Source organism: Staphylococcus lloydii (assembly GCF_015775975.1).
Classification (GTDB): Bacteria; Bacillota; Bacilli; order Staphylococcales; family Staphylococcaceae; genus Staphylococcus; species Staphylococcus lloydii.
This window is the reverse complement of record NZ_CP064056.1, coordinates 305,510-327,569: the sequence shown is the minus strand read 5'-3', so window position 1 is coordinate 327,569 and position 22,060 is coordinate 305,510. Positions and strand designations below refer to the sequence as shown.

The 22,060-nt window shown below is 33.2% G+C and carries 20 protein-coding genes and 1 pseudogene; 10 read left to right on the top strand and 11 right to left on the bottom strand.

Going from position 1 to position 22,060, the window contains the following annotated elements; all coding sequences use genetic code 11:
* Positions 1-24 precede the first annotated feature (24 nt).
* From ISP08_RS01450 to ISP08_RS01435, 4 genes are read right to left on the bottom strand one after another with little or no spacing between them, the layout of a single operon-like run.
* The gene (locus tag ISP08_RS01450) at positions 25-1,152 is read right to left on the bottom strand and encodes a M20 family metallopeptidase (RefSeq protein WP_195719086.1); all 1,128 of its coding nucleotides are present in this window, start codon (positions 1,150-1,152) and stop codon (positions 25-27) included.
* 12 nt (positions 1,153-1,164) lie between these two features.
* Entirely contained in the window at positions 1,165-1,986 is an 822-nt protein-coding gene (locus tag ISP08_RS01445; protein WP_195719085.1) for a MurR/RpiR family transcriptional regulator, read from the bottom strand.
* Between the two features lie 18 nt (positions 1,987-2,004).
* Complete coding sequence (locus tag ISP08_RS01440; protein WP_195719084.1) at positions 2,005-2,889, bottom strand: succinylglutamate desuccinylase/aspartoacylase family protein; 885 nt, start codon at positions 2,887-2,889, stop codon at positions 2,005-2,007.
* Positions 2,890-2,915: 26 nt separating this feature from the next.
* Positions 2,916-4,298 (bottom strand): YfcC family protein, encoded by a 1,383-nt coding sequence (locus ISP08_RS01435; protein WP_229294155.1) that lies wholly within the window; start codon positions 4,296-4,298, stop codon positions 2,916-2,918.
* Between the two features lie 246 nt (positions 4,299-4,544).
* On the opposite strand from ISP08_RS01435, the gene ISP08_RS01430 reads away from it, so the two are divergent.
* A complete protein-coding gene (locus ISP08_RS01430) occupies positions 4,545-5,516 on the top strand; it encodes an SMP-30/gluconolactonase/LRE family protein (RefSeq protein ID WP_195719083.1) in 972 nt (323 codons plus the stop codon).
* An 81-nt stretch (positions 5,517-5,597) separates the two neighbouring features.
* On the opposite strand, the gene ISP08_RS01425 is transcribed toward ISP08_RS01430, so the two are convergent.
* Both ISP08_RS01425 and ISP08_RS01420 read right to left on the bottom strand, forming a co-directional pair.
* On the bottom strand, positions 5,598-7,091 hold the full coding sequence (locus ISP08_RS01425; protein ID WP_195719082.1) for a hypothetical protein: 1,494 nt from the start codon (positions 7,089-7,091) through the stop codon (positions 5,598-5,600).
* Positions 7,092-7,417: 326 nt separating this feature from the next.
* A complete protein-coding gene (locus ISP08_RS01420) occupies positions 7,418-8,182 on the bottom strand; it encodes a CHAP domain-containing protein (protein ID WP_048793707.1) in 765 nt (254 codons plus the stop codon).
* A gap of 475 nt (positions 8,183-8,657) precedes the next feature.
* Here ISP08_RS01420 and ISP08_RS01415 point away from each other — a divergent pair, with 475 nt between their 5' ends.
* Positions 8,658-9,575, top strand: coding sequence for an AEC family transporter (locus tag ISP08_RS01415; protein WP_195719081.1), 918 nt, complete (start codon positions 8,658-8,660; stop codon positions 9,573-9,575).
* Positions 9,576-9,630: 55 nt separating this feature from the next.
* Here the strand turns inward: ISP08_RS01415 and ISP08_RS01410 are convergent, their stop codons facing one another.
* Positions 9,631-10,380, bottom strand: a complete 750-nt coding sequence (locus tag ISP08_RS01410) for a class I SAM-dependent methyltransferase (protein ID WP_195719080.1) — start codon at positions 10,378-10,380, stop codon at positions 9,631-9,633.
* Between the two features lie 193 nt (positions 10,381-10,573).
* Between ISP08_RS01410 and ISP08_RS01405 the strand changes: the two genes are divergently transcribed.
* The gene (locus ISP08_RS01405) at positions 10,574-11,146 is read left to right on the top strand and encodes a histidine phosphatase family protein (RefSeq protein WP_195719079.1); all 573 of its coding nucleotides are present in this window, start codon (positions 10,574-10,576) and stop codon (positions 11,144-11,146) included.
* A gap of 240 nt (positions 11,147-11,386) precedes the next feature.
* On the opposite strand, the gene ISP08_RS01400 is transcribed toward ISP08_RS01405, so the two are convergent.
* Positions 11,387-11,860 (bottom strand): peptide-methionine (S)-S-oxide reductase, encoded by a 474-nt coding sequence (locus tag ISP08_RS01400; RefSeq protein ID WP_195719078.1) that lies wholly within the window; start codon positions 11,858-11,860, stop codon positions 11,387-11,389.
* A gap of 119 nt (positions 11,861-11,979) precedes the next feature.
* On the opposite strand from ISP08_RS01400, the gene ISP08_RS01395 reads away from it, so the two are divergent.
* Both ISP08_RS01395 and ISP08_RS01390 read left to right on the top strand, forming a co-directional pair.
* Entirely contained in the window at positions 11,980-12,912 is a 933-nt protein-coding gene (locus tag ISP08_RS01395; RefSeq protein ID WP_195719077.1) for a VOC family protein, read from the top strand.
* 150 nt (positions 12,913-13,062) lie between these two features.
* The gene (locus tag ISP08_RS01390) at positions 13,063-13,434 is read left to right on the top strand and encodes a YbaN family protein (RefSeq protein ID WP_080985262.1); all 372 of its coding nucleotides are present in this window, start codon (positions 13,063-13,065) and stop codon (positions 13,432-13,434) included.
* A gap of 44 nt (positions 13,435-13,478) precedes the next feature.
* Here the strand turns inward: ISP08_RS01390 and ISP08_RS01385 are convergent, their stop codons facing one another.
* Entirely contained in the window at positions 13,479-15,512 is a 2,034-nt protein-coding gene (locus ISP08_RS01385; protein ID WP_195719076.1) for a DUF4064 domain-containing protein, read from the bottom strand.
* 292 nt (positions 15,513-15,804) lie between these two features.
* On the opposite strand from ISP08_RS01385, the gene ISP08_RS01380 reads away from it, so the two are divergent.
* From ISP08_RS01380 to ISP08_RS01365, 4 genes and pseudogenes are all read left to right on the top strand, one after another.
* Positions 15,805-16,596 (top strand): arylamine N-acetyltransferase family protein, encoded by a 792-nt coding sequence (locus tag ISP08_RS01380; protein ID WP_195719075.1) that lies wholly within the window; start codon positions 15,805-15,807, stop codon positions 16,594-16,596.
* A gap of 99 nt (positions 16,597-16,695) precedes the next feature.
* Complete coding sequence (locus tag ISP08_RS01375; RefSeq protein ID WP_048793701.1) at positions 16,696-16,914, top strand: hypothetical protein; 219 nt, start codon at positions 16,696-16,698, stop codon at positions 16,912-16,914.
* Between the two features lie 211 nt (positions 16,915-17,125).
* A complete protein-coding gene (locus tag ISP08_RS01370) occupies positions 17,126-17,221 on the top strand; it encodes a type I toxin-antitoxin system Fst family toxin (protein WP_195719074.1) in 96 nt (31 codons plus the stop codon).
* Between the two features lie 432 nt (positions 17,222-17,653).
* Positions 17,654-18,136, top strand: a pseudogene (locus ISP08_RS01365) (recombinase family protein).
* Positions 18,137-18,349: 213 nt separating this feature from the next.
* Here ISP08_RS01365 and ISP08_RS01360 read toward each other — a convergent pair.
* Positions 18,350-19,036, bottom strand: a complete 687-nt coding sequence (locus ISP08_RS01360) for an ArsR/SmtB family transcription factor (RefSeq protein ID WP_195719073.1) — start codon at positions 19,034-19,036, stop codon at positions 18,350-18,352.
* Between the two features lie 107 nt (positions 19,037-19,143).
* Here ISP08_RS01360 and ISP08_RS01355 point away from each other — a divergent pair, with 107 nt between their 5' ends.
* Positions 19,144-20,520, top strand: a complete 1,377-nt coding sequence (locus tag ISP08_RS01355; RefSeq protein WP_195719072.1) for an MFS transporter — start codon at positions 19,144-19,146, stop codon at positions 20,518-20,520.
* 448 nt (positions 20,521-20,968) lie between these two features.
* Here ISP08_RS01355 and ISP08_RS01350 read toward each other — a convergent pair whose 3' ends face one another.
* Positions 20,969-21,937, bottom strand: coding sequence for an amidohydrolase family protein (locus tag ISP08_RS01350; protein WP_195719071.1), 969 nt, complete (start codon positions 21,935-21,937; stop codon positions 20,969-20,971).
* Between the last annotated feature and the right edge of the window lie 123 nt (positions 21,938-22,060).

Sequence of the window (22,060 nt, the reverse complement as noted above, 5' to 3'; positions counted from 1 at the left end):
AAGGGAAATTTAAACTCAAGCTTATTATAATTGTTCAAATAGCGTAGCTAAAAGCGATGTTCTATCAACGACATATGTCTTATTAATATGTTCGTTACGGGCATGAGGGCCTCCTCCTACACCACCTAAACCGTCTAATGTCGGCGTACCTTGTGCGGCAATAAAACTACCATCGCTACCGCCACCTACGGCAACTTGTTCTAATTCAAAATCTAAATCTTGAGCAAGTGCCTGTGCGTGTTGAAATAACTGCTCTGTAGCATCTGTTTTTTCCATCACGGGTCTAACTTCTCCACCATCAATAGTTACTTCTATTTTTGAATTTTGCGGTTCTAAACCTTGAATACGCTCATCTATTTTTTGACCTTCCTCGTTGTTCTTCACGCGTACGTCTACTTTAATTTGAGCGCTATCTGGTCTAACATTTATCCCTGTTCCACCTGTTATTGTACCAACGTTAACTGTAGTACCTGTATCATAATTTGTGAAACTTTCTAAACGTTCAATAAAATGAGCCGCTTCTAAAATTGCACTTTCACCTGCTCGGTGATCATTACCAGCATGAGCACTAATGCCTTTAAAATCTATCGTATATCGGTAAATTCCTTTACGAAAAGTTTTCAACGCACCACTTTCACCTGTCGCTGCTTCAGCAACTAAACCATAAGCACTGTTGCGTGCTTCTTCTTCGATATAAGGTCTTGAAGTTGGAGACGCAATACCTTCATGGTCTCCATTGAATAAGACGACAACTTTTTTAGTCGTTGGGATATTTTGTTCTTTTAAGGCACGTAATGCCCATAGCACTTGAACGACACCGGTTTTCATATCGATAACACCCGGACCATAAATTGTATCGCCATCTTCAATCAGTGCTAGATCATCAAAGCCCCATACCGTATCAAAATGACCACTTACTAAGATTTGTTCATCACCTTCACCCATGTGAAAACGAATATGGTTACCCGTATGCTGTTGTTCGATGATTTCTGGTTCAATATCTAAATAGCTTTTGATTTTATCTTGAATCCATAACCCTGCCGCGTCCACAGCCTCTTTTTGCGCTGTTGGTGACTGCTTTTGCACTAGGGCTTTTATGTCTGCGATAATATCTGCTTCATGTTCAGCAATATAGTCTTTTATTCGTGACAAATCACTTCACTCCTATTCCACTAAATCTTGATTTTCATCATTTAATTGTTCCAATTGTTGAATACGCGTTTTTACTTCATCGTTATAATTTTCTCTATATTGTGTGATGATTACGTTAAGTAAACTAATAATCGGGGCTATTTCGTTATAACCACTCACGTCTCTATTGGTTTTCGCAAAAAACACCGTATCAGCCAATTTATATATTGGTGACACTTGATTATCCGTAATACTTATAATACGGGCTTGTTGTTTCACAGCATTTTTTACAAACGCCGTCGTATCTTTATGGTATCTCGGAAAAGAAATGGCTACGACAACATCATTATGCTGCATGTCTAACAAGTATTTATTCATCTGTTGTTTCGTCACGACAGTGACATTTGATTTATACGTACCTAATACATAGCCAAACCAGTGTGCCGCACCATATGATGTATTATTTCCTATAATATATACATGTTGTGCATCATGGATGAATTGCATTGCTTGCTTTACAGCTGGTTCATCCAACGATGACGCTACATCTTGAATTAATGTAATATCTTGGTTAATAGGCTCAAGTATCGATGACGTATTAGGTTCCGCCTTTGATTCCGTATCAAACACATATGCTCTAATCGCATTTTGCATCTCCGTATATCCAGCAAATCCCACAGTATATGCAAATCTTATAATTGTTGCTTCACTTACTTGTGTCGCTTTTTGTAATTCAGCTAATGTCATATAACTACATGCTTTCGTATAATTTAAAATATATGTTGCAACCTTTTTCTTCCCTGCCGATAATGCGTCATATTGTTCTTCAATTGCCTTAATGATATCTTTTGACATTTAAGCTCCTCCAAAACGTCAGTCTTTAGTTTTTGCTATACGCACCATTCTTTCCCCAGAAAAACAATATCTTGGATAATTGATTGCTGCGATATAGCAATCAAATGGTGCTGTTATATTTTCATTATTAAGTTTACCAAGAATTGTACCATGTTCATAATGTACTCCCGCATTAACATAAGGTACAAATAACCCATGGTGTTCAGCTTTTAAAGTTGTCATACGTTCGTGAAAACGTACAGGATGTGCTTTTACAATTTTATCAATATCAGTAGTTGCGATATTGCCAGTATACTTGAAGAAATTTAATAATTGCTTAAAACATTTATCTGCTGCATCAAAATCGATCATACCGTCAGGCTGACCACCCTTCAACTCAACTAATAGAGCTTGTTGACCCGCTTCACATGCTTCTAAAAACAATTGACCTCTCGCACCACCAGAATGTACCACATCAGGAAAACCTAATAATTTTACTAAAGCAGACTGATGTTCAAATTGACTATAGAGGGACATCACATACGTAGAACCATGCTGACCACAACAATGTAAGTCGATAATATAGTCAGCGCCTCGTGTATCTTGCCAAATACTGTGCGCTAATTGCATTGATTGTGTTCCATTTGCATCCCCAGGAAAGATACGGTTTAAATCTAATTGGTCATATGGCGACGTTCGCGTACGATTAAAATACGCTGCTTGATTACATACTGGAATAATCTTAACTTTACCGTTCGCGCCATGGTCTTCAAAATATTTAACAAATAGGCGCGCCACATAAATCGCAGTTTGTTCTACTCCATGAATACCTGCTGTAATAACGACTTCAGTTCCTTCGCCATTGCCAAATTCATATATATCGTATGTTGATAAACTAGGGTCTTGATACGTTACAGTTTCCATTACTTTTCACCTTCTTATAATTGTTATTATGCCGGTCCATAATTAATCAATACTGCTATAATGACAAAGATAATTGCAATAATTGACCAAATAATTACTAATGGAAAAGCAAATCTTACCCATTTTGCAAATGGTACGCCACCCACTGCTAATATAGCCATTAATGTACCAGACACTGGCGTAATCATATTCGTAATACCGTCACCTAATTTGAAAGCGATAACTGCTGTTTGTCTTGTGATATGTAACACGTCTGCCAATGGTGTCATTAAAGGCATAACCACTGCTGCTTGACCACTACCAGAAGGTACGATCAAATTGAATAATACGTTAAAAATAAACATCGCAATTGCACCTAACATCGGTGTTAAATGACTTAACGGGATAAAAAGTCCATTAACTAATGTGTCTAAAATCTTTGCGTCTTGCATCAATATAGTAATAGATCTAGCCACACCTATAATCAGCGCACCAAACAATATATTTTTCGCACCAGTCATAAATGTTTCTATAAATTCATTCGGCGTTTGGCGTGCAACAATTGCCGTTAAAATACCATCCATTAAAAATAATGCTGACAATTGATTTACGCCCCATCCTAATTGTAGAGAACCATAAACAAATACGAATATAGTCATAAAAAATAATATGATTATTATTTTATGCGCCGTTGTGAAGTTTGAACGCGCTTCTACCTCTTCATCGACAACCTCTTTTTGGAAACGTTGTTTACCCATAATACTCTTGCTTGGATCTTTAGATATCTTTCTTACATAATGTATAACATACAACAATGTCACAATCATAAATACAATAAACATATATACACGCAACATTGTTCCAGAGAATATCGGCAACTTAGCTATCGTTTGTGCAATACCTAATGCAATCGGATCGAATATCGGTGCAACCGCACCAACATAATAACTTAAATATACGATAGCTACACCGGCTATCGCATCAAGATTCAACTTGCGTGCCAAAATAACACCTAATGGAATAAAAGCAATAACTGCATTGGCACTAACACCAAACGCATGAATTAAACCAAAAGTAATACCAATTACAACAATTAATAAATATATATTGCCACCGGTTTTATCTACGAGTTTTTGAACCGCTGAATTAAAAGTACCTTGTTTTTCAATAACTGCTACTGCCCCACCCATAATTAATACTAAAAACACTAAATCAGAAGTATCAATTAGTCCTTTCGGAATTGACATAAACAAATCCATGACATTAACAAATCCACCATTAATATATTTAAAACTACCTGGAACCACTGTATGATTACTCCCAGTTGTTTTAAATTCACCAGATGGAATTATAAAACTCAATAGCCAAACTATTATGAGAATAACGAATAATATTACAAACGTATTCGGCATATTAAACTTCTTTTTCATCGTGACAGCCCCTTTTAAAATGAGTAAGCGCTTACAAAATAAATGATTTTTTATACTTCACAATCATTATTTGTGAAGTATTTACTACACTTTAACATATTACACTTCATGTTCAAAGAAATATTTTCATTTTAATATATTTTTTCACATTAGCGTTTTGCTAAAATTTGCTTTATACTCGCCTTAAATGCACAATATCAAATGATATAAATCGTTATTTCACAATTTTTAAAGGGGATGGATACATTGTCAGAACAAAATTTACCTGCACTAACTTATACAGGTGCGTCTAAATCTGCAGTACCAATTATTAACGAAAGTGAATTGCAAACTATTACAGCTGAGCCATGGGTTAAAATTTCAGATGAAGGCTTACAATTAGAAGGATTATGTTTCGATAGAGCACATAATTTATTTCTATGTGAAGTTTTTGGCGGCAAAGTATTTCGCGTAGACTTACCAGAAAAACAAGTTTCTACTGTTTTCCAATCCACTAAAACCAATCCTGCTGCAGTAAAAATCCACAAAGATGGCAAACTCTACGTATGTTATTTAGGTGATTTTGAAAGTAGCGGTGGTATCTATGCAGTGGATGATACAGGCAATAACTTTGAAGATATTATTAATGATATTACAACGGAGTATTGCATAGACGACCTTGTATTTGATAGTAAAGGCGGCTTTTACTTCACAGACTTTAGAGGGTACTCCACTAACCCACTAGGTGGCGTCTATTACGTTTCACCAGACCACCAAACAATTACCCCTGTAATTCAAAATATATCAGTAGCGAATGGTGTAGCGTTGAGTACTGACGAATCAGTTTTATGGGTCACTGAAACAAATGCCAATCGTTTACATCGTATTGAGTTACTTGAAGATGGTGTATCTATTGCACCATTTGGCGCTTCTATTCCTTACTATTTCACAGGACATGAAGGTCCAGATTCTTGTTGCATCGATAGTGATGATAACCTTTATGTCGCTATGTATGGCCAAGGCAGAGTATTGGTGTTTAACAAACGTGGTTATCCAATTGGACAAATTTTAATGCCTAACAGAGACGAAGGGCATATGCTTAGATCGACACATCCAGCTTTTATCCCTGGCACAGATCAACTGATTATATGTGCTAACGATATTGAAGCAGGTGGTGATTCTTGGTTATTTACTGCACGCGGTTTCGCTAAAGGACATAACAGTTATCAATTTCAATAAATTTAATGCCTACAAAAATAGAGGTTGCGACAATCAACTGTCACAGCCTCTATTTTATATTGCCTCCACAAATTTGTTTGGCTAAATGTCGTCTCTTTTCACGCTATGATAAGGGACAAATTTGATTTTTATATCCTGGGGAACATTCCAATATTGTTTAAATAACTTTTCATATTTTTTATTATTGGGCGTCGGTTGTTGTAAAAGTTGTTCAAACGGTAATTTTTCAACTTTATATGAAGTTAATAAAGGATCATGATGATAATCATATTTTAACTGGCCAATACGGACATCGTTTGTGTAATCCACATAAAACATAATACAAATATACGTACAACATATTGTTGTCACCGCACTATTTACCGCAATGGCAAACCACTTTCTCTGTAATTCAAGTTGTGCCAATAATATTAATAATATAATAACCCATATGATATAAGTAATATAGAAATAGCCATGTTCAATGTCGTTATAAAAACTATACGTAGTCATTAAAAATACGAGTGAACCACATAAAATATGTAGTGTTTGTTTAAGGTGTTTAGCAAGCGCAACATAATTAATAGCAATGACTACAGATATTAAAAAGATGAGCGCCATAAAGAAATTAACGATATTTAAAATGATAAGATGTTTATACTCGTGGAAATTGAAATTTTGATAAATGATAACTGTATAACATTGAAATACGACCAACCCACTACAAATAAGCACTTTCTCCCATAATCCCACACTTCGAAAATCATCACTAGGTATTAACAAAACGATTAATACAATAGTAATTAACGTTAAAATAATAATATTATTGAAAAACACACCATTGGTAATCGATACCGTTAAATTTTGAAAACTGCGTATAGCTAACGTTGTAAATTCATTGCCACTTTGAGGTATTTTTATCGCACTATGCAATTTGTCATACGTCGTATTCGCATAAAGAATAATTACGCCTATGAATGTTAAAACACCGCCTAAAGTTAATTTAGGATGTAGGCGATAATACCGAGAGCTATAAATTATTAAAGCACTAGTTATTACTATGACATTAAATAACGTGGCTTGCTCCAAAAATAATTGACCACATAAACTTACGCCATAATAAATTATGTGATGCCTTGTCGTTAATATAGCAACATCATTAAAAGTTGAAATAACATACCATAAACTATAAATCACACATACAGTAGCCGGTACATAATTATAAAAACCTTCAAACCATCCATAAGTGTGACTGAAAAGAGATGGAGGGATGAGCAACATTAAACCAAAAGTGAGCATAAAATATAGTGCTTTTTGCTTAACTTTTATAAACTGTACAATTGCGAAAATGATCCCTAAGCTAAAAAAACTATAAGTCAACCAACGTATAATTTCGCTCCTCACAGCATAAAATTCCAATAAATTACTCAAATAACGTCCATTAATATCGACGAAATGATTGCGCAACAATTTAATGCCATAAACACTATGCCATTGCCAATCACTATGCACGAGTGGTACCCACATGACAAAAACAAAGTAAAACAAGAAACAAAAACTATAGTATTTAATGAGTCCTGGCTTCATTGGCATCATATTAATGCACCTCTATAATGATTATGATTTTTAGTATATGTCGCAGTTTATTCATTGTAATGTCTCTCCCAAATATTACTTCTATCAAAAGATTATTATAACCATTGCTAAGCTAAAAGTGACCGTGACTGACAATGACCTAAAAAATAAAACAGAATGAAGTAAAAAACACAAAATCATAACATAAAAAGCTAACAGAATATTTCTGCTAGCTTTTTTAGAGTTTGCTGGTTTTATAATGACGTTTGCATCATCAACTTCTTATTATTCGACATTTAAAAAAACCCGTAAATTCACTCAAGAATCTACGGGAAATGGGTTATTACTTATTTGATGTAGTTGTATGAACTTGCTTCACTTGCAGAAATTGTACGTGAAGTTACAACGCCAGGTCCTTTACCATAGTTCATTTCTGATACTTTTACTGAACCGTCACTGCTTACGCTATCTACGTATGCAACATGGCCGTAAGCACCTTGTGAAGTTTGTAGGATTGAACCTGATTTAGGCGTGTTATCTACTGTGTAACCAGATTGAGCAGCTTTGTTTGCCCAATTATTAGCGTTACCCCAGTCAGAACCGATTTTTCCACCTACTTTATCGTAAACGTAGTAAGTACATTGTCCTGCATCATATGCATTGCCACCGCCTGATGTTTTACCAGAAAATGCTGTTGAATCATCATTTGATTGAGGCGCACTTTGTGTTTGTACTTTTACGTTTTTGTCTGAAGTGCTATAAGATGCACCTTTTCCGCCAGCATTATTAGCTGTGTAAGATTGTGTTTGGTTATTTGTACCGTAGTTGTAGTTATAGTTTTGTTGACCTTGGTTGTTTTGTTGTCCAGCTTGTCCTTGTTGCGCTTGTTGATTTTGTTGTCCTTGTTGTGCTTGGTTTGGACTCCAATTACCTTGCCATTTGTAATGATAGTTACCTTGTTGGTCTATATTATATGAATAGCTGTAAGATGATGGATCGTTAGGGTTGTATCCACCTTGTCCATTATTTTCTGCTGCGTCAGCATGTTGATGTGCCATTCCTAAAGTTGCGATACCTGCTGTTGCTATTGTAGCTGTAGCGATCTTTTTCATAATTAAACATCCTCCATAGATATAGTTAAAAATTTTATTAGTTAAATGAGAATCTCGTGGCTCATAAATTACATGTTTACTTTATAATTGTATTTTTTCATCGTTTTTTAACGACAAGACACACACTAACAGATAAATTTAACTTTGTGGGCGCTGTTATTACATTGTAATTGACGCATAATAATTTTCCGTGCGTTGTAATTTTTCTGCCTTTTCTGTAATTTAATTACAAAATTGGCACCACGGTTTTTAGGCTTTCATTTCTCTTTCAAAGTATTACGTCATGTAATAAGTAATGTCATTTGAAGTATGTAACATATGGTACAAATTAATATTTTATAACTTTTAGTTATCGCAAAACATTATAAACCATTACTTAAACTTATGAATATTGTATGCTAAGGTTAAAGTAATCACTACAATGCAAGGGTAGGCACGTTTATTTAGAAGGATTTATATAGATAAGAGGGATACTATGTTTGTTTTTATTTTATTACAAGTTATTTTACCAATTTTAATATTGATTGTTGTGGGGGCTTTAATTCAAATAAAATTCGTTTTTGATTTAAAACAACTTTCTACTTTAATTACTTATTGTTTAATGCCAGCGGCAGTTTTCATCAATATTATTGATATAAAAGTAAACATGAATGTTATGATGCATATTATTTTCTATTTAATAATTTATACAATCATTTTAATGTTGTTAGGAAATGGGCTTGCAAAGTCACTAAAGTTGGATAAACCTCAAGGTGCAGCTTTAAAAAACAGTATTTCTTTAATGAACTCAGGAAATTATGGATTGCCTGTCAGCCAACTCGTATTCGCACACAACCCAATCGGAGTCTCTATACAAATATTCATTCTTATTTTCCAAAATCTATTAACTTATTCTTATGGACTTTATAATTTACTTTCTGCAACAACAACTTTACGTGGGATTATTATTTCACTGTTAAGATTACCTATTTTTCATGCACTTATTTTAGGCATTGTTTTTCAAGTCTTCAATATTCCATTACCTGAATTTGTCCATATTCCTTTAAAAGAATTATCTGATGCTTTTGTTGCAGTTGCGCTACTATTATTAGGGGCACAACTAGCTAAAATACGTTTGCGTTTCTTACATCGAGTTATTACGTGGTCGTTAATTGGCCGTTTGATTATTGGTCCTTTACTTTCACTAGCTATCATTTACATCTTGAAAATTGACGGTGTCGTAGCACAATCACTATTCGTTGCTAGTTCCTTCCCTACTTCTAGAAACACCTCTACGATTGCAATGGAATATGATGTAGAACCAGAATTACATGCACAAGTCGTACTCTATTCCACATTACTAAGTGTCATTACAGTAACTACTGTCATCTATCTCTCAAGAATCATGTTTTAAATTACACATTCAAAAAGGCACTGACGCTAAGTAATAGCGCAGTGCCTTTAATAATTTATTTATATGCAAAGATACGAACTCTTCTATAATCAACGGTCCATTGTCCCGCTTCATATAAATCATCTCGTAATAACCTCGAACATTCTTGATAGACATTTTGTTTCTCTTTATCTGTAAAATCTTTAAGTAAATTATCACTAAACATCACTAACCAATTGACGAGTCCATCTTCACCTTCCAACGGTGTCGGGCGATCAAAGCTTTCTACAGTAACGTCTTCAAATCCTACTTTAAGTAAATCATTTTTAATATCTTCATCTTGTCTAAAATTCCACGGGAAATAATCTGGTCGATATGTATAACCTAAATTATGAATCGCATCTTCAATCGCGTCTGATACCCTTTTAATATTATGATAAGCGCCAAATTCAGCTATAAACCTTCCATTATCTGTTAATGCGTTATAACAATTTTCAAATATCTTTAAATGTTCAAACGTCCAATGAAGTACAGCATTTGAAAATATCGCATCATATTGTTGTACGTCAGATAACCTTGATGCATCTGCAACTTCAAAGTGTATATCAGGAAACTTTTTCTGTGCTTGAGTTATCATTTCAGGAGAAGCATCGAGACCAGTTACCGTAGCACCTTTCTGTGCAATCTTAGCAGTTAAATCTCCCGTGCCACAGCCTAAATCGAGTATATTATCTCCATTTTGTACATTTAAAAATGAAGCAATACCTTCCCCATATTTTGCTACAAAACTATGTTTATCATCGTATAATTCAGAATTCCATTTCACACTAACCACACTCCCTCATATACAAAATCATTAATTTAAAATATCTACAGTGTACATGATTAAATTAAGTAATTGCAATCTCTTAGTTAAAACTTCGCCTACAATGCTTTACTATTCAAATGAAATTTTATTACAATAGAAAATAATTAACTTAACAAATGCACACGTAAACTAAAAATAAGGAGCTGTTACGATGACTGAAGTATGTTTAGTCAGACATGGAGAGACAGATTGGAATAAGGCGGGTAAATTACAAGGGCGTACTGATGTCCCATTAAATGAAACAGGTAAATTACAAGCCCAAGCATGCGGCAATATATTACAACAACAATCGTGGGACGTTATCATTTCAAGTCCTTTATCTCGTGCCAAAGATACAGCAGAAATTATTAATACATATTTAAATATACCTTTACGTGTTATGCCAGAATTTATAGAACGTGGTTTTGGAGGTGCAGAAGGATTAACAGAGCAAGAACGTCGTGAAAAGTTCCCTAATAAATATAGCAATAATACGGAATCTGCTGACGCACTAAACCAGCGTCTTACAGATGGTTTAAAAACAATTAGTAACGATTATCCAAATCAAAAAGTTTTAATCGTAACGCATGGCGCTGCTATTCATCAAATTTTAGATATATATGATACTGACAATAAGCACAAGCGTGACGCTAGGCTAGCAAATGGTGGTTTGAGTAATATTTATTTTCATGAAGCTAAGTGGCATATTAAAGACACAAATCAAATCGCTCATTTAACCGATTAAATAAAAAATGTGGAATAGCCATCTACAATTAAGATAGCTATTCCACACTTTTTATTCATATATCTGTCGTAAGTAGCTTATTTTTTCTTACGTTTCTTTTCTTCCAATATAGCCATAACTATAAATAATACTATTAATAGCGGAGACATCATAATAAATATCATGCACACAACACCTCATTTTTACAACAAATTATATTTGCTATCATTAGTATCTAACATGAGATGTATTTTTACAACGTTATTGTTTATATTTTTCCATTAATGTGGCAGGAATATGACAATAATCATTGGGATATTTATCTAGCCTATCTTGATGTTCCTCTACGCTCGGAATATAATTCGCCAGCGGTAAAACTTCTACTGCAATTCGGTCCCTATCTTCACGCTGTGCAATAAATGCCTTAGCAATTTGTAAATGTTGTTCATCATCACTATATACACCTGTGCGATATTTTGGGCCAACGTCTTCCCCTTGTTGGTTGATACTATATGGATCAATAATTTCAAATAAGTATGCTATTAACTCAGTTGCCGATACAACATGAGGATCAAACGTCGTTTTTACACATTCTACATAACCATCATAATCACTCGTTAATGATTGCGTTTGTCCATTTGCTCTACCCGCTTCAGTGTCGACAACGCCTGGCAATGTTTTAACAAATGCTTGGACACCCCACAAACATCCGCCTGCCAAATAGATAACTTCCATTATTTCCCCACCTTTATAGTTACTTTTCTAATTAATGTCATTATTCTATCGTACTATAAACTTAAAAACTATCATTACTGTTGTTTTTAGTATATTGTTTCATTAAAAGGAGGATATTTATGAACATTATTGGCCACCATCATATTTCTATGTATACAAAAGATGCACAAGCAAATAGAGATTTTTATGTAAATGTATTAGGTTTACGTTTAGTAGAAAAATCAGTCAATCAAGACGACCCTTCGATGTATCATTTATTCTTTGGAGATGAAATAGGTACGGAAGGCACGTTATTAAGTTTCTTTGAAATTCCTAATATCGGCCAAAATCGACCTGGTACAAATTCTATTTATCGCCTATCATTGCTCGTACCAAGTTTAGAGGCATTACAATTTTTCAAAAAGCGTTTAGAACACGCTAACATTACAACGACAACAATGACTTATGTAGGTCGACCTGCATTATTATTTAAAGACATCGACGATTTAGAAATTATGTTAGTCGTCAATGACGATTATAAAGTTCCTAACAAATGGCGCAACAATAGCTATACCGACGTGCCAGTCGACTATCAGATTCTTGGTTTAGGCCCTGTCGAACTTAGATTACGTGATAAAACACCTACGCTCAACTTTTTAACTGATGACTTAGGTTATAAAGTTAGAAATAATTTAAGTACAGCAGAAACTGTTGTAACTTTAGACGAAGATGGCTTATATACGGACTTTGTTATTATTGAACAACAAGGAGAGAGAGTTAAACCGGGACGAGGATACGTACACCATATCGCTGTAAATACGCCTAACGACGCTGATCTCACAGCAGTTTATGACAAAATTAATACGCTACCACGCAATAATTCAGGTATTATCAATAGATTTTTCTTTAAATCATTATATTATCGTCAAAATTCAATCATGTATGAATTCGCGACTGCAAAGCCTGGTTTCACAGTAGATACTACTATAGAAGATTTGGGTAAACATTTAAATTTACCAGAATTTCTTGAAGATAGAAGAGCAGAAATCGAAGAAAACTTGCATGACTTATAAGATGAAAAGTCAGCTTGACGAAATGAATAGCGGCGCTGACGCAAATGATTGTCTTGCAAACTTATCATGCTTTGCATGTGTTTCAATATTGACAAGCCATGTGATATCACATAAAATATGTCAAAATCTTACTTAAATAAGGATAGAATCATGAGAATATTATTAATTTGTTTAGGTTTCTTTTTTACTATTTTAGGTTTTTTAGGTGCCATTTTACCTTTATTACCAACTACCCCATTTATCTTACTTGCCGTATTATGCTTTGCTAGAAGCTCACCAAAATTTCATGACTGGCTCGTTGCCACCAAAATTTATCAAGAATACGTGCATAATTTCAAAAAATATCGGGGTTATACACTCAAACAAAAATTTAAAATGTTAATCAGTTTATATATCGTAGTCGGTTTTTCAATTATTATGGTAGACATTATTTTAATAAGAATAGGACTTGGCATCATGCTGGTCATACAAACTCTTGTCTTATTTTTAATAGTAAAGACATTGCCGGCAAATTACGAATAAAAGAGGAGTACATCTAGATGTACTCCTCTTTCTTTTACTTATTATTAAAATCTATAATCTTCAGAATCTGTATCTTTTTCAACATCGTCTTTGTTTTTATTCACACGATTTTTGAATAAGTTATTATTATAGTTTTCTTCTTGATTAGTCGAGCCTTCATCATCGAAAGCTGATTTTTGTTGATCGTCTACGCGACGTTCTTTTGAATTTACGTCTGTCGTATTCTCTACATTGCTACGTAAATTGGAATTGTCTCGTGTTTCACGGCTATCACGATTACTAATATCTTTGTCATTGCCTTTATTCTCTGTTACGTTGCTTGGTCCAGATTGTTGGCTTTCTGTATCATGTTGCGTACTTGCATCCACTTTATCTTCTTGACTGTGGCTGTCGTCATATTGATATTGACTTGTTGATGATTGCTCACTTCCACCAGCTTGTTCAAAGCTATTCGTCATATCTTCATGTACGTCTTGGTCACCTTGGTTGCTAAACTGTTGATTAGCATTGTTTCTTCCTTCGTTATTGCTAGTGTTACCAAAATCGTTATCACTGTCTTTACTATTTGTTACGAAACTAGATGAAGATTGCTGACTTTCTGTATCATGTTGTGTGCTTGCATCCACTTTGTCGCCTTGACTTGAAGTACGTTCAGGACGTTCACCAGATTGATGGAAGCTATCATTAATATCTTCATGCACACCTTGGCTATCTGTTTCGCCTGAATGATAATTTCCATTAGTATCATCATTACTTTGAACAGTTGATGAAGTATTATCATTTTGTTGTGCTGAACTAAAATCTTTGTCATTGCCTTTGTTATCAGTTACACCAGCATTTGTAACGTTTTGCGTACGTTCGCCACCACGATAATTATTAGAACTCACATTTGTATCATGTCCTTTATAATTATCACTTGTTGTTTGTTGGCGATCATCAACGCTGTCATTACTCGTATTATTATTTTGTAGATTATCATTACTCGTGCTGTAAGATGATTCGTGTTGATTTTCACCTACATGACGATAAGCATAAGCTGAATCGTTATCGCTATCTTTGTTATCTATTACGTCGATATTTTTAATATCTTGGCTTTCGTCTGCGCTATAATTATTTGCGCTTGAGTTCGTATCATTGTCATTAAATTCTGTGTCACGTGCTTGTTCATTTGGCTCTTGCTGACGATCATCAATGCTTGTACTTGCATTGTATGTTTCATCATTTCTACCGTCAGTTGTAGTTCTATCATTGTTGTTTACATCTTGACTGTTACCTTCTTCACGACGGTCATTTGAATAAACATCTTTGTCGTTACCTCTGTTGTCAGTTACATTATTGTTACGTTGTTCTCCATGACGTTCGTCTTCACGTCTTTGTCCAACACTATCTTTGTCATTACCTTTGTTATTCGTAACATAACCACTTTGTTGGCGATTGTTATGATCTGTTTGTGATTTATCGCTCTGATTATGTTCGTCATTTCTTTCTTGTACATCATCTTTATCTTCTTTTGGAGAGGCTGCAACGGCACCAGTCGCTGCTGCACCTGCTGCAGCTCCACCAACCGCTGCGCCTGTTGCTTTTTTATTAGAACCTTTATCACCATCATGACCTTTTTCGTCAGATTCGTTTGCGTTATGAATATCGTCTTCTCGACCATCTGGACCATGTGAATCATCAGTAGGTTTAGGTTTTCTTACTAATAACATAATACCAGCGATAATCCATAAAATTGCACTAATCCAGTTAAATAATAGTGATACAATACCTAAAATTAATAAGATTACGCCTGCTAATTTAGCTTTCTTTTTAATTAGTAATGCAGCGATAATCGCTAAAATTAATACAATAATGCTAATGACAATGCCCGTTGATACAAAACTTTTCAACATACCTGTCATATTCGTCACGTCGGACGATGTTGCAGAAGGATTGTTTTCTTGAATACTTGTCGTTACTTCACTTTTAAAGCTTGAGTTACCCATGAATAAAGATGTAATTGCTAGTCCAATAACGAGTAGAAATTGTACTACAATACCTATCCAGGTTAATACTTTTTCACCAGTTCTTTTAATCATAGTCAAAACCCTTTCATTGTTTATTTTTATTACAATAATGCAAATGGAACTAACCACGTTACTTCCATTTTATGTGTTATCTAAATTTACGACTCAACTACAATTTTTATAATTTTATTGTTTTGAGTGTCAAAAAACTATTATGTAGATTAATAAAATAATAATTTTTATTCTTTTATCCTATTTAAATGTTTTCAAACCTATAATTTTAAATCGTTCTAGTTGTAATCCGAAAACGAACGTTATAATCTGAAGATATTACAATAACCATTAAATCAGGAGGTTATTATCTATGAATATCAAAGTATTCGAAAAACATTTGAAAATTGACAACAACATGTATGACACACCTACATTAGATGCACTTCATTATTATTTACAACACTTTATGCTCACTGTGCCTTTTGAAAATATAGATGTACAAAACGGCGTACCTATTTCGGTCGACATTAATCACCTTTTCGACAAAGTGGTTAATCAAAATCGTGGCGGCTTTTGTTATGAACTAAACACATTATTTAAATATTATTTAATCCAACAAGGTTATACTGCAGAAAGTGTGTCAGCAACGATTCATACACCCGATGGTGGACGCAGCCGTCCTGGTTCTCACATGTCTACACTTGTAACAATTGACGACGAACAATATATTGCTGATGTTGGTTTCGGAGACTTACCATTAAAAGCATTACGCATAACGACTATAGAAAACACAGAACCAGTTATAGATATTAGTGGTCAATTTCGTGCTATATTAATGGAAAAAAACAATGTTCACCTCCAAAAATTAATAGACGACCAATGGCAAACGTTATATGAGGCAGAATTAGTACCGAGATCTATTGATGAATTTGAAGACAATATCGATTATAACCAATCGAACCCAGAATCTATTTTCGTACAGCGCCTACTCGTGACTCAGCCACAATCGTTTGGCAGAGCTACCATGTCATTCAATCATCTAACTTTAACAAAACAAGGTCATAAAGAACGACACAATGTAACTTCTAACAACTATCGCCAGTTATTAAATGATTATTTTGATTTAGATGTGACAATTAAAAAGTTAGAGTCAGACTTATAAGCCATTAAAATATTGTGAATAACTTAATTTTTACTGTGATGATTTAGCGCTACATTTATAGGGAAAATAATTACAAGTAACAAAATGGAGGGATTCATGATGAGTAAAATTGATGACAGAATGGAAAAAGATATAGAAGAAAAACCTTCACGCGCCGACGGAGATTGGAATACACAACAAGAAATGCAGCAAAACGCATTTGAACGCTTAGGCAAAGATTCAGTAATTATCGAAACTTTAGTAATTATGAACATCGTCTTCGCCGTATTTACATTTAGTTTAATCGGCGTTTTAGCATATATGTTAAAAAGTAAATAATTGAATAGATATAATAGAATATTCTATCCTTAAATCAATTAAGTGCGCCTAATGACAATTCATTAGACGCACTTTTTATTGTGATTTTTAACTTTGTTTTCATATATTCCAATTTATAGGTAGTACATAAGTTTGTACATTCGCAGATGGTATAATAAAGGTGTCGCCTATCTCTCAGGCGTCAATTGACGTAGAGAGGAGGTGTATATCAATGTGCGAAGCTTTTGTTCACATCACGACCACAGTCATCAGCGGTTGCATCGTTACTTTGTTTGCGTATTGGCTACGTAAGCGTAACGATAAGTAAATAGGCGACAATAGCCACACCAACAAAACCCCTCACTACTCGCAATAGTGAGGGGTTTGGTGCATATATGCACGAAGCTTTTGTTAAAAGTATTATAACATCATAGTGGAAAGGAATGCAAAATCATTTAAGAGTTATATTTGCTTTTTGAATGCTTCTTTACCACCTTCAATATTTCAAATACAGTTTCTCTAATATCCTGTGAGTGTAATGTAAATGCTATTGAAATAGTGTTCTTAAAATTATTTTCAATGCAACATTTACATAATTAATATTTCGTTAATTATATGCACACCCTAAACGAACAAAATAAATTGTTAAAATTATCGCAATTAAAATGTATGATTAGGGTGTATATTAATGTTGAAGTGGATATAAATGATTATAGGCTATGTGCGAGTATCTTCGATAGATTAAAATTTAGAAAGACAATTGGATAATTTAAAGACGTTTGGCGTGGAGAGAATATTTACAGAGAAACAGTCCGAGAAGTCAGTGGAAAATAGACCTGTATTTCAAAAAGCCCTTAATTTTGCAAGAATGGGAGATCGGTTCGTTGTGGAGTCTATTGAACGTTTGGGACGTAACTATGATGAATGAAGTAATTGGTAACCTATTACTGGATGAGTTTATGAAAGATTTAATCGTTCTAATTTTAGCAATGGTTTCAGAACAAGAAAGAAATGAAAGTAAACGTCGACAAGCACAAGGGATTCAAGTTGCGAAAGAAAAAGGTGTATATAAAAGCCGTCCTTTACTTTATTCGCCGAACGCGAAAAATCCTCAAAAACGAATTATTTATCATAGAGTGGTCGAAATGTTAGAAGAAACAAAGCCATTAGTAAAATTGCGAAAGAAGTAAATATTACAAGACAAACTGTTTACAGAATTAAACATGATAAGGGATTATCTTGATAAATGGATTGTTAATGCAAATGAGAGCTTCTCACAGCGTCCTAAATTATATGTTATTCATCTATTATGAGATTTTAATAATAAGACAAGAAAAGAGAGCGTAAAAACGCTCTCTTTTTTCTATATTCTTTTTCTCAATAATGACCGTTTATAACGACCTCATCCATGTATTAGCAATTAAATTTAATATTAACAGCAATTGTTAAAACACTTTTATAAATTTATTCCTAATTCTTTATACAAAAATGCTTCGCCACATCTAGTAAGTATAATTTCTCTTTTCATGTTTCCTTCTTTTATCCATCCTGAATTTAAAAAATGTTTAGTCAAAGCTAAAGATAGAGGACCAGCTAAGTGATTTTTTCTCATCGTCCAGTCAATATGCAAAGCAAGGTAATCAGTTTGGATATTTAAATTTGATATATTAATACCTAAATTTTCAAACCATATTTTCCCATATTTAGTAAGTTTATAGTAAGTGCTATCAGATTCAAGTAAGTATCCCTTTTTAATTAAGCCTTCTGTAATGGCAACACCTAATTCTCCTGCTAAATGTCCATAACAAGTTCTGGCAAATTCTAACTTTTTCTTTTTAGAAGTGCTATTTAATGAGTTAGCCACTAAAGGACCTGAAATATTAGCAATAGATTCAATTGCTTGAGCAACATTTTCACTAGCAAGTTGATAGTATTTATGTCTACCTTGTTTCCTCGATATAATTAAATTACCTTCAATCAATTTTTTTAAATGAGAGCTTGCTGTTTGGGGCGAAACTTTAGCAGATTTTGCTAACTCCTTTGCTGTTAAAGAATGCATACCTGATAATTCCATTAACATAGACATTCTTGTGGCATCACTTATTAATTTAGCCGTTTGAGTAATATTGTCATACACATTCATATTTATCACCTCATTATTTGAACTATTATAACAATGATTTACTTCGGCCTTCATTTAACTATTTATTCATTATACTTAAGTTAAAATGTGAGGAGGTAAATTTTGTTATGAAAATTATTAATACAACTAATGAAAAATTAATAGTACTCGTTACATGTCTAGGTATGTTCTTATCAACACTAGATACTGGTATTATCAACGTAGCACTGCCTACATTAACAAAAGAATTCGATTCAAATTTGACTATACTAATGTGGACAGTCACTTTATATACCCTTATGTTAGTATCTTTTATCATAATGTTTGGTAAATTAGGAGATGCGATTGGCAAGATGAAAATTTTTAATTTAGGGGTTATTTTATTCGGTTTCTCATCTTTATTATGCGCTTTATCTTCTACTGAATTTTTACTTATTGCTTTTAGAGGGATGCAAGGAATAGGCGCATCTATGGTTCAAGCAACAGCCGCAGCATTAATAGGCACACAAATTTCTAACCAAAAACAAGGGAAAGCTTTAGGTATATTCAGTATAGCTATAGGACTTGGTCCTATATTTGGTCCAAGTTTAGGGAGTTTTTTATTAAATTTTAGTAGCTGGCCTATGCTTTTTTTAATTAATATACCTTTTGTTTTGCTCATCATAGTAATTAACCAGTTTCTAATGAAAAACATAAAAGAAAAAACGGGAAAATTAAATTTTGATTTTTTAGGTAATGGTTTATTAATTATTATGTTATCGACATTAATTTTGGCTATAACTTTTTTAAAATCTAAAGTAGCATTAATACTTATAGCGGTGTGTTTATTATCATTGTGGTCCTTCATTAAATACGAGAAAAGAATTATGAATCCGTTAGTACCTTTATCTTGGTTAAGTAATAAATATTTATTATCTTTATTATATGGCATATTTACTTTAGGTGGATCTATGGCTTTAGGTTTTGTTATTCCACCTTTTTATATAGAACAAAATTTAAAATTGAATTCATTAATTGTTGGCTTTGTAAATCTTTCGGCCCCTTTAGGTATGGTTATATCATCTCACTTTTCTAATAAGTTAATTAATAAATTTCATAATCAATCACTTTTAATGATTAGTATCATGCTTATGGGATTAACTTATTTAATAATAGGTTTAATTCAAGATAATATATTAATATGGCAATTAATTGTTTTATTAACGATGTTTGGTATAGGTTGTGGTATTTATTTACCTATAAATACAGGAAGTTTATTGAATTTAGTAAAACAATCACAACAAGCTACGGCAGGATCTTTACAAAGAATGGTTCAAAATTTAGGTATTGCCTTGTACTCTGCAATATCTTCTTTTGTGATAACAATAAGTAATAATTATGGAAATTCAATTCAAGGGTATAAAATTTTATGGATTACAGCATCAATCACATTATTAATCAGTTTCATTGTAACCTTAAAGATGTTGGTTAATAATCAAAATATAAATAAAAAGCTGAACCGTTAGCTATATAGTTAACGGTTCAGCTTTTTAATTTACATAATAGACCATTATCAGAAATATACTCTATTTAAATTTTTTAGTAGCATTAAATATCTTAATGCGGCAAAAATAGCTATTTCTAAAAAAGAAACGCAACAATATATAGAATATTAAAGAAAATTACTGCAATATAAAAAGGAAAGTGAAACTTTTTGTTTAGTACTATTGAAATTTTGTCTTAAAAACGAACCTATTAGGAAATTAAAACCATAAGCCTCTGCTATAATAAAGTACATTAAAAGAGACTCCTTTTTAATAGGAGTCTCTTTATCATTTCGTAACCCAATTTCTTCTTAATAATGAACAATTAAGGGCTATCTATGATGAACATAATTCAGCAATAATATTTGTTGGTATGCTAGGTATAGAAGAAAAGTACTCTGAAAAATTTTTATAGAGTGTTGGAAACAAATTATTCAAATCTTTTAAATAATCTTAAAGCATTGTTTCTTTCAATATTTTTAATTTGGCTATTACTGAAATTTTGATAGTTTTCTAATCTTTCCACCATTTTTTCCGACCAATTTTCTGGCGCATAATGTGCATCACTACCAAATAAAATATGTGATTCTTCTGTTGTATCTTTCAATGCTTCAAAACTTGCTGGTTGTGTTGATATGGCTGTTTCAAAATAAAAATCAGCGATATACTCTTCTGGTTCTTTATTTAATTTTACATAATCATTTTCATCTAATGTTTCTTTCATCCAACGATACGATTGCCCAATTCTCCATTTTAAATAAGGGAGTGTTCCACCAGCATGAGCTAGAATAAATTTAATATTAGGGTAACGTTCCGTTGTTCCACTTAGTACTAAATTGGCTGCAGCTCGTGTTGTATTAAAAGTAAATTCTGCCATGAAATCAACTGTTAAAAATTGAGGTCTTGGCATGTCTTTAGGTGCAGCACTTGGATGGATAAAAACTATAGCTTCTCTTTTATTAAGTTCACTCATAAGTTCTTCGAAAATAGGGTCTCCTAAGAAATGTTCATTATAATTAGAAAGTAATCCCACACCGTCCAATTTCAAATCATCTAAAGCATATTTTAATTCTTCTATAGCATTTTCAATATTAGGTAACGGTAGTAACGCAAATCCTCCAAAACGATTTGGATAATTAGATATTAAATCAGCTTGAAACTCATTGATTTTACGTGCAGTTTGCTTTCTATCTTGTTCATTTAAAGGGATTAAACCGGGATCAGAAATTGATCCTATACCTACTTCTATGCCTAAACGGTCCATCATTTCTATACTGTCCTCAGGTGTCCAATCTTTAATAGGCATGCCTCCAGCGTCGTCAATACCACTTCTTTGTAGCGCTAATTTATACTCTTTTGGAATAATGTGATGATGAACATCAATAATACCTTTTGACATAATATCACTCCTTATTTTATATACAAAGTGTTTACTAGTAGACATCTTGTATATAAAATTATATCATTAATAACAATTAGTTCAATGTACATTATTTTTAATAATGTACATTAAAACTCAATT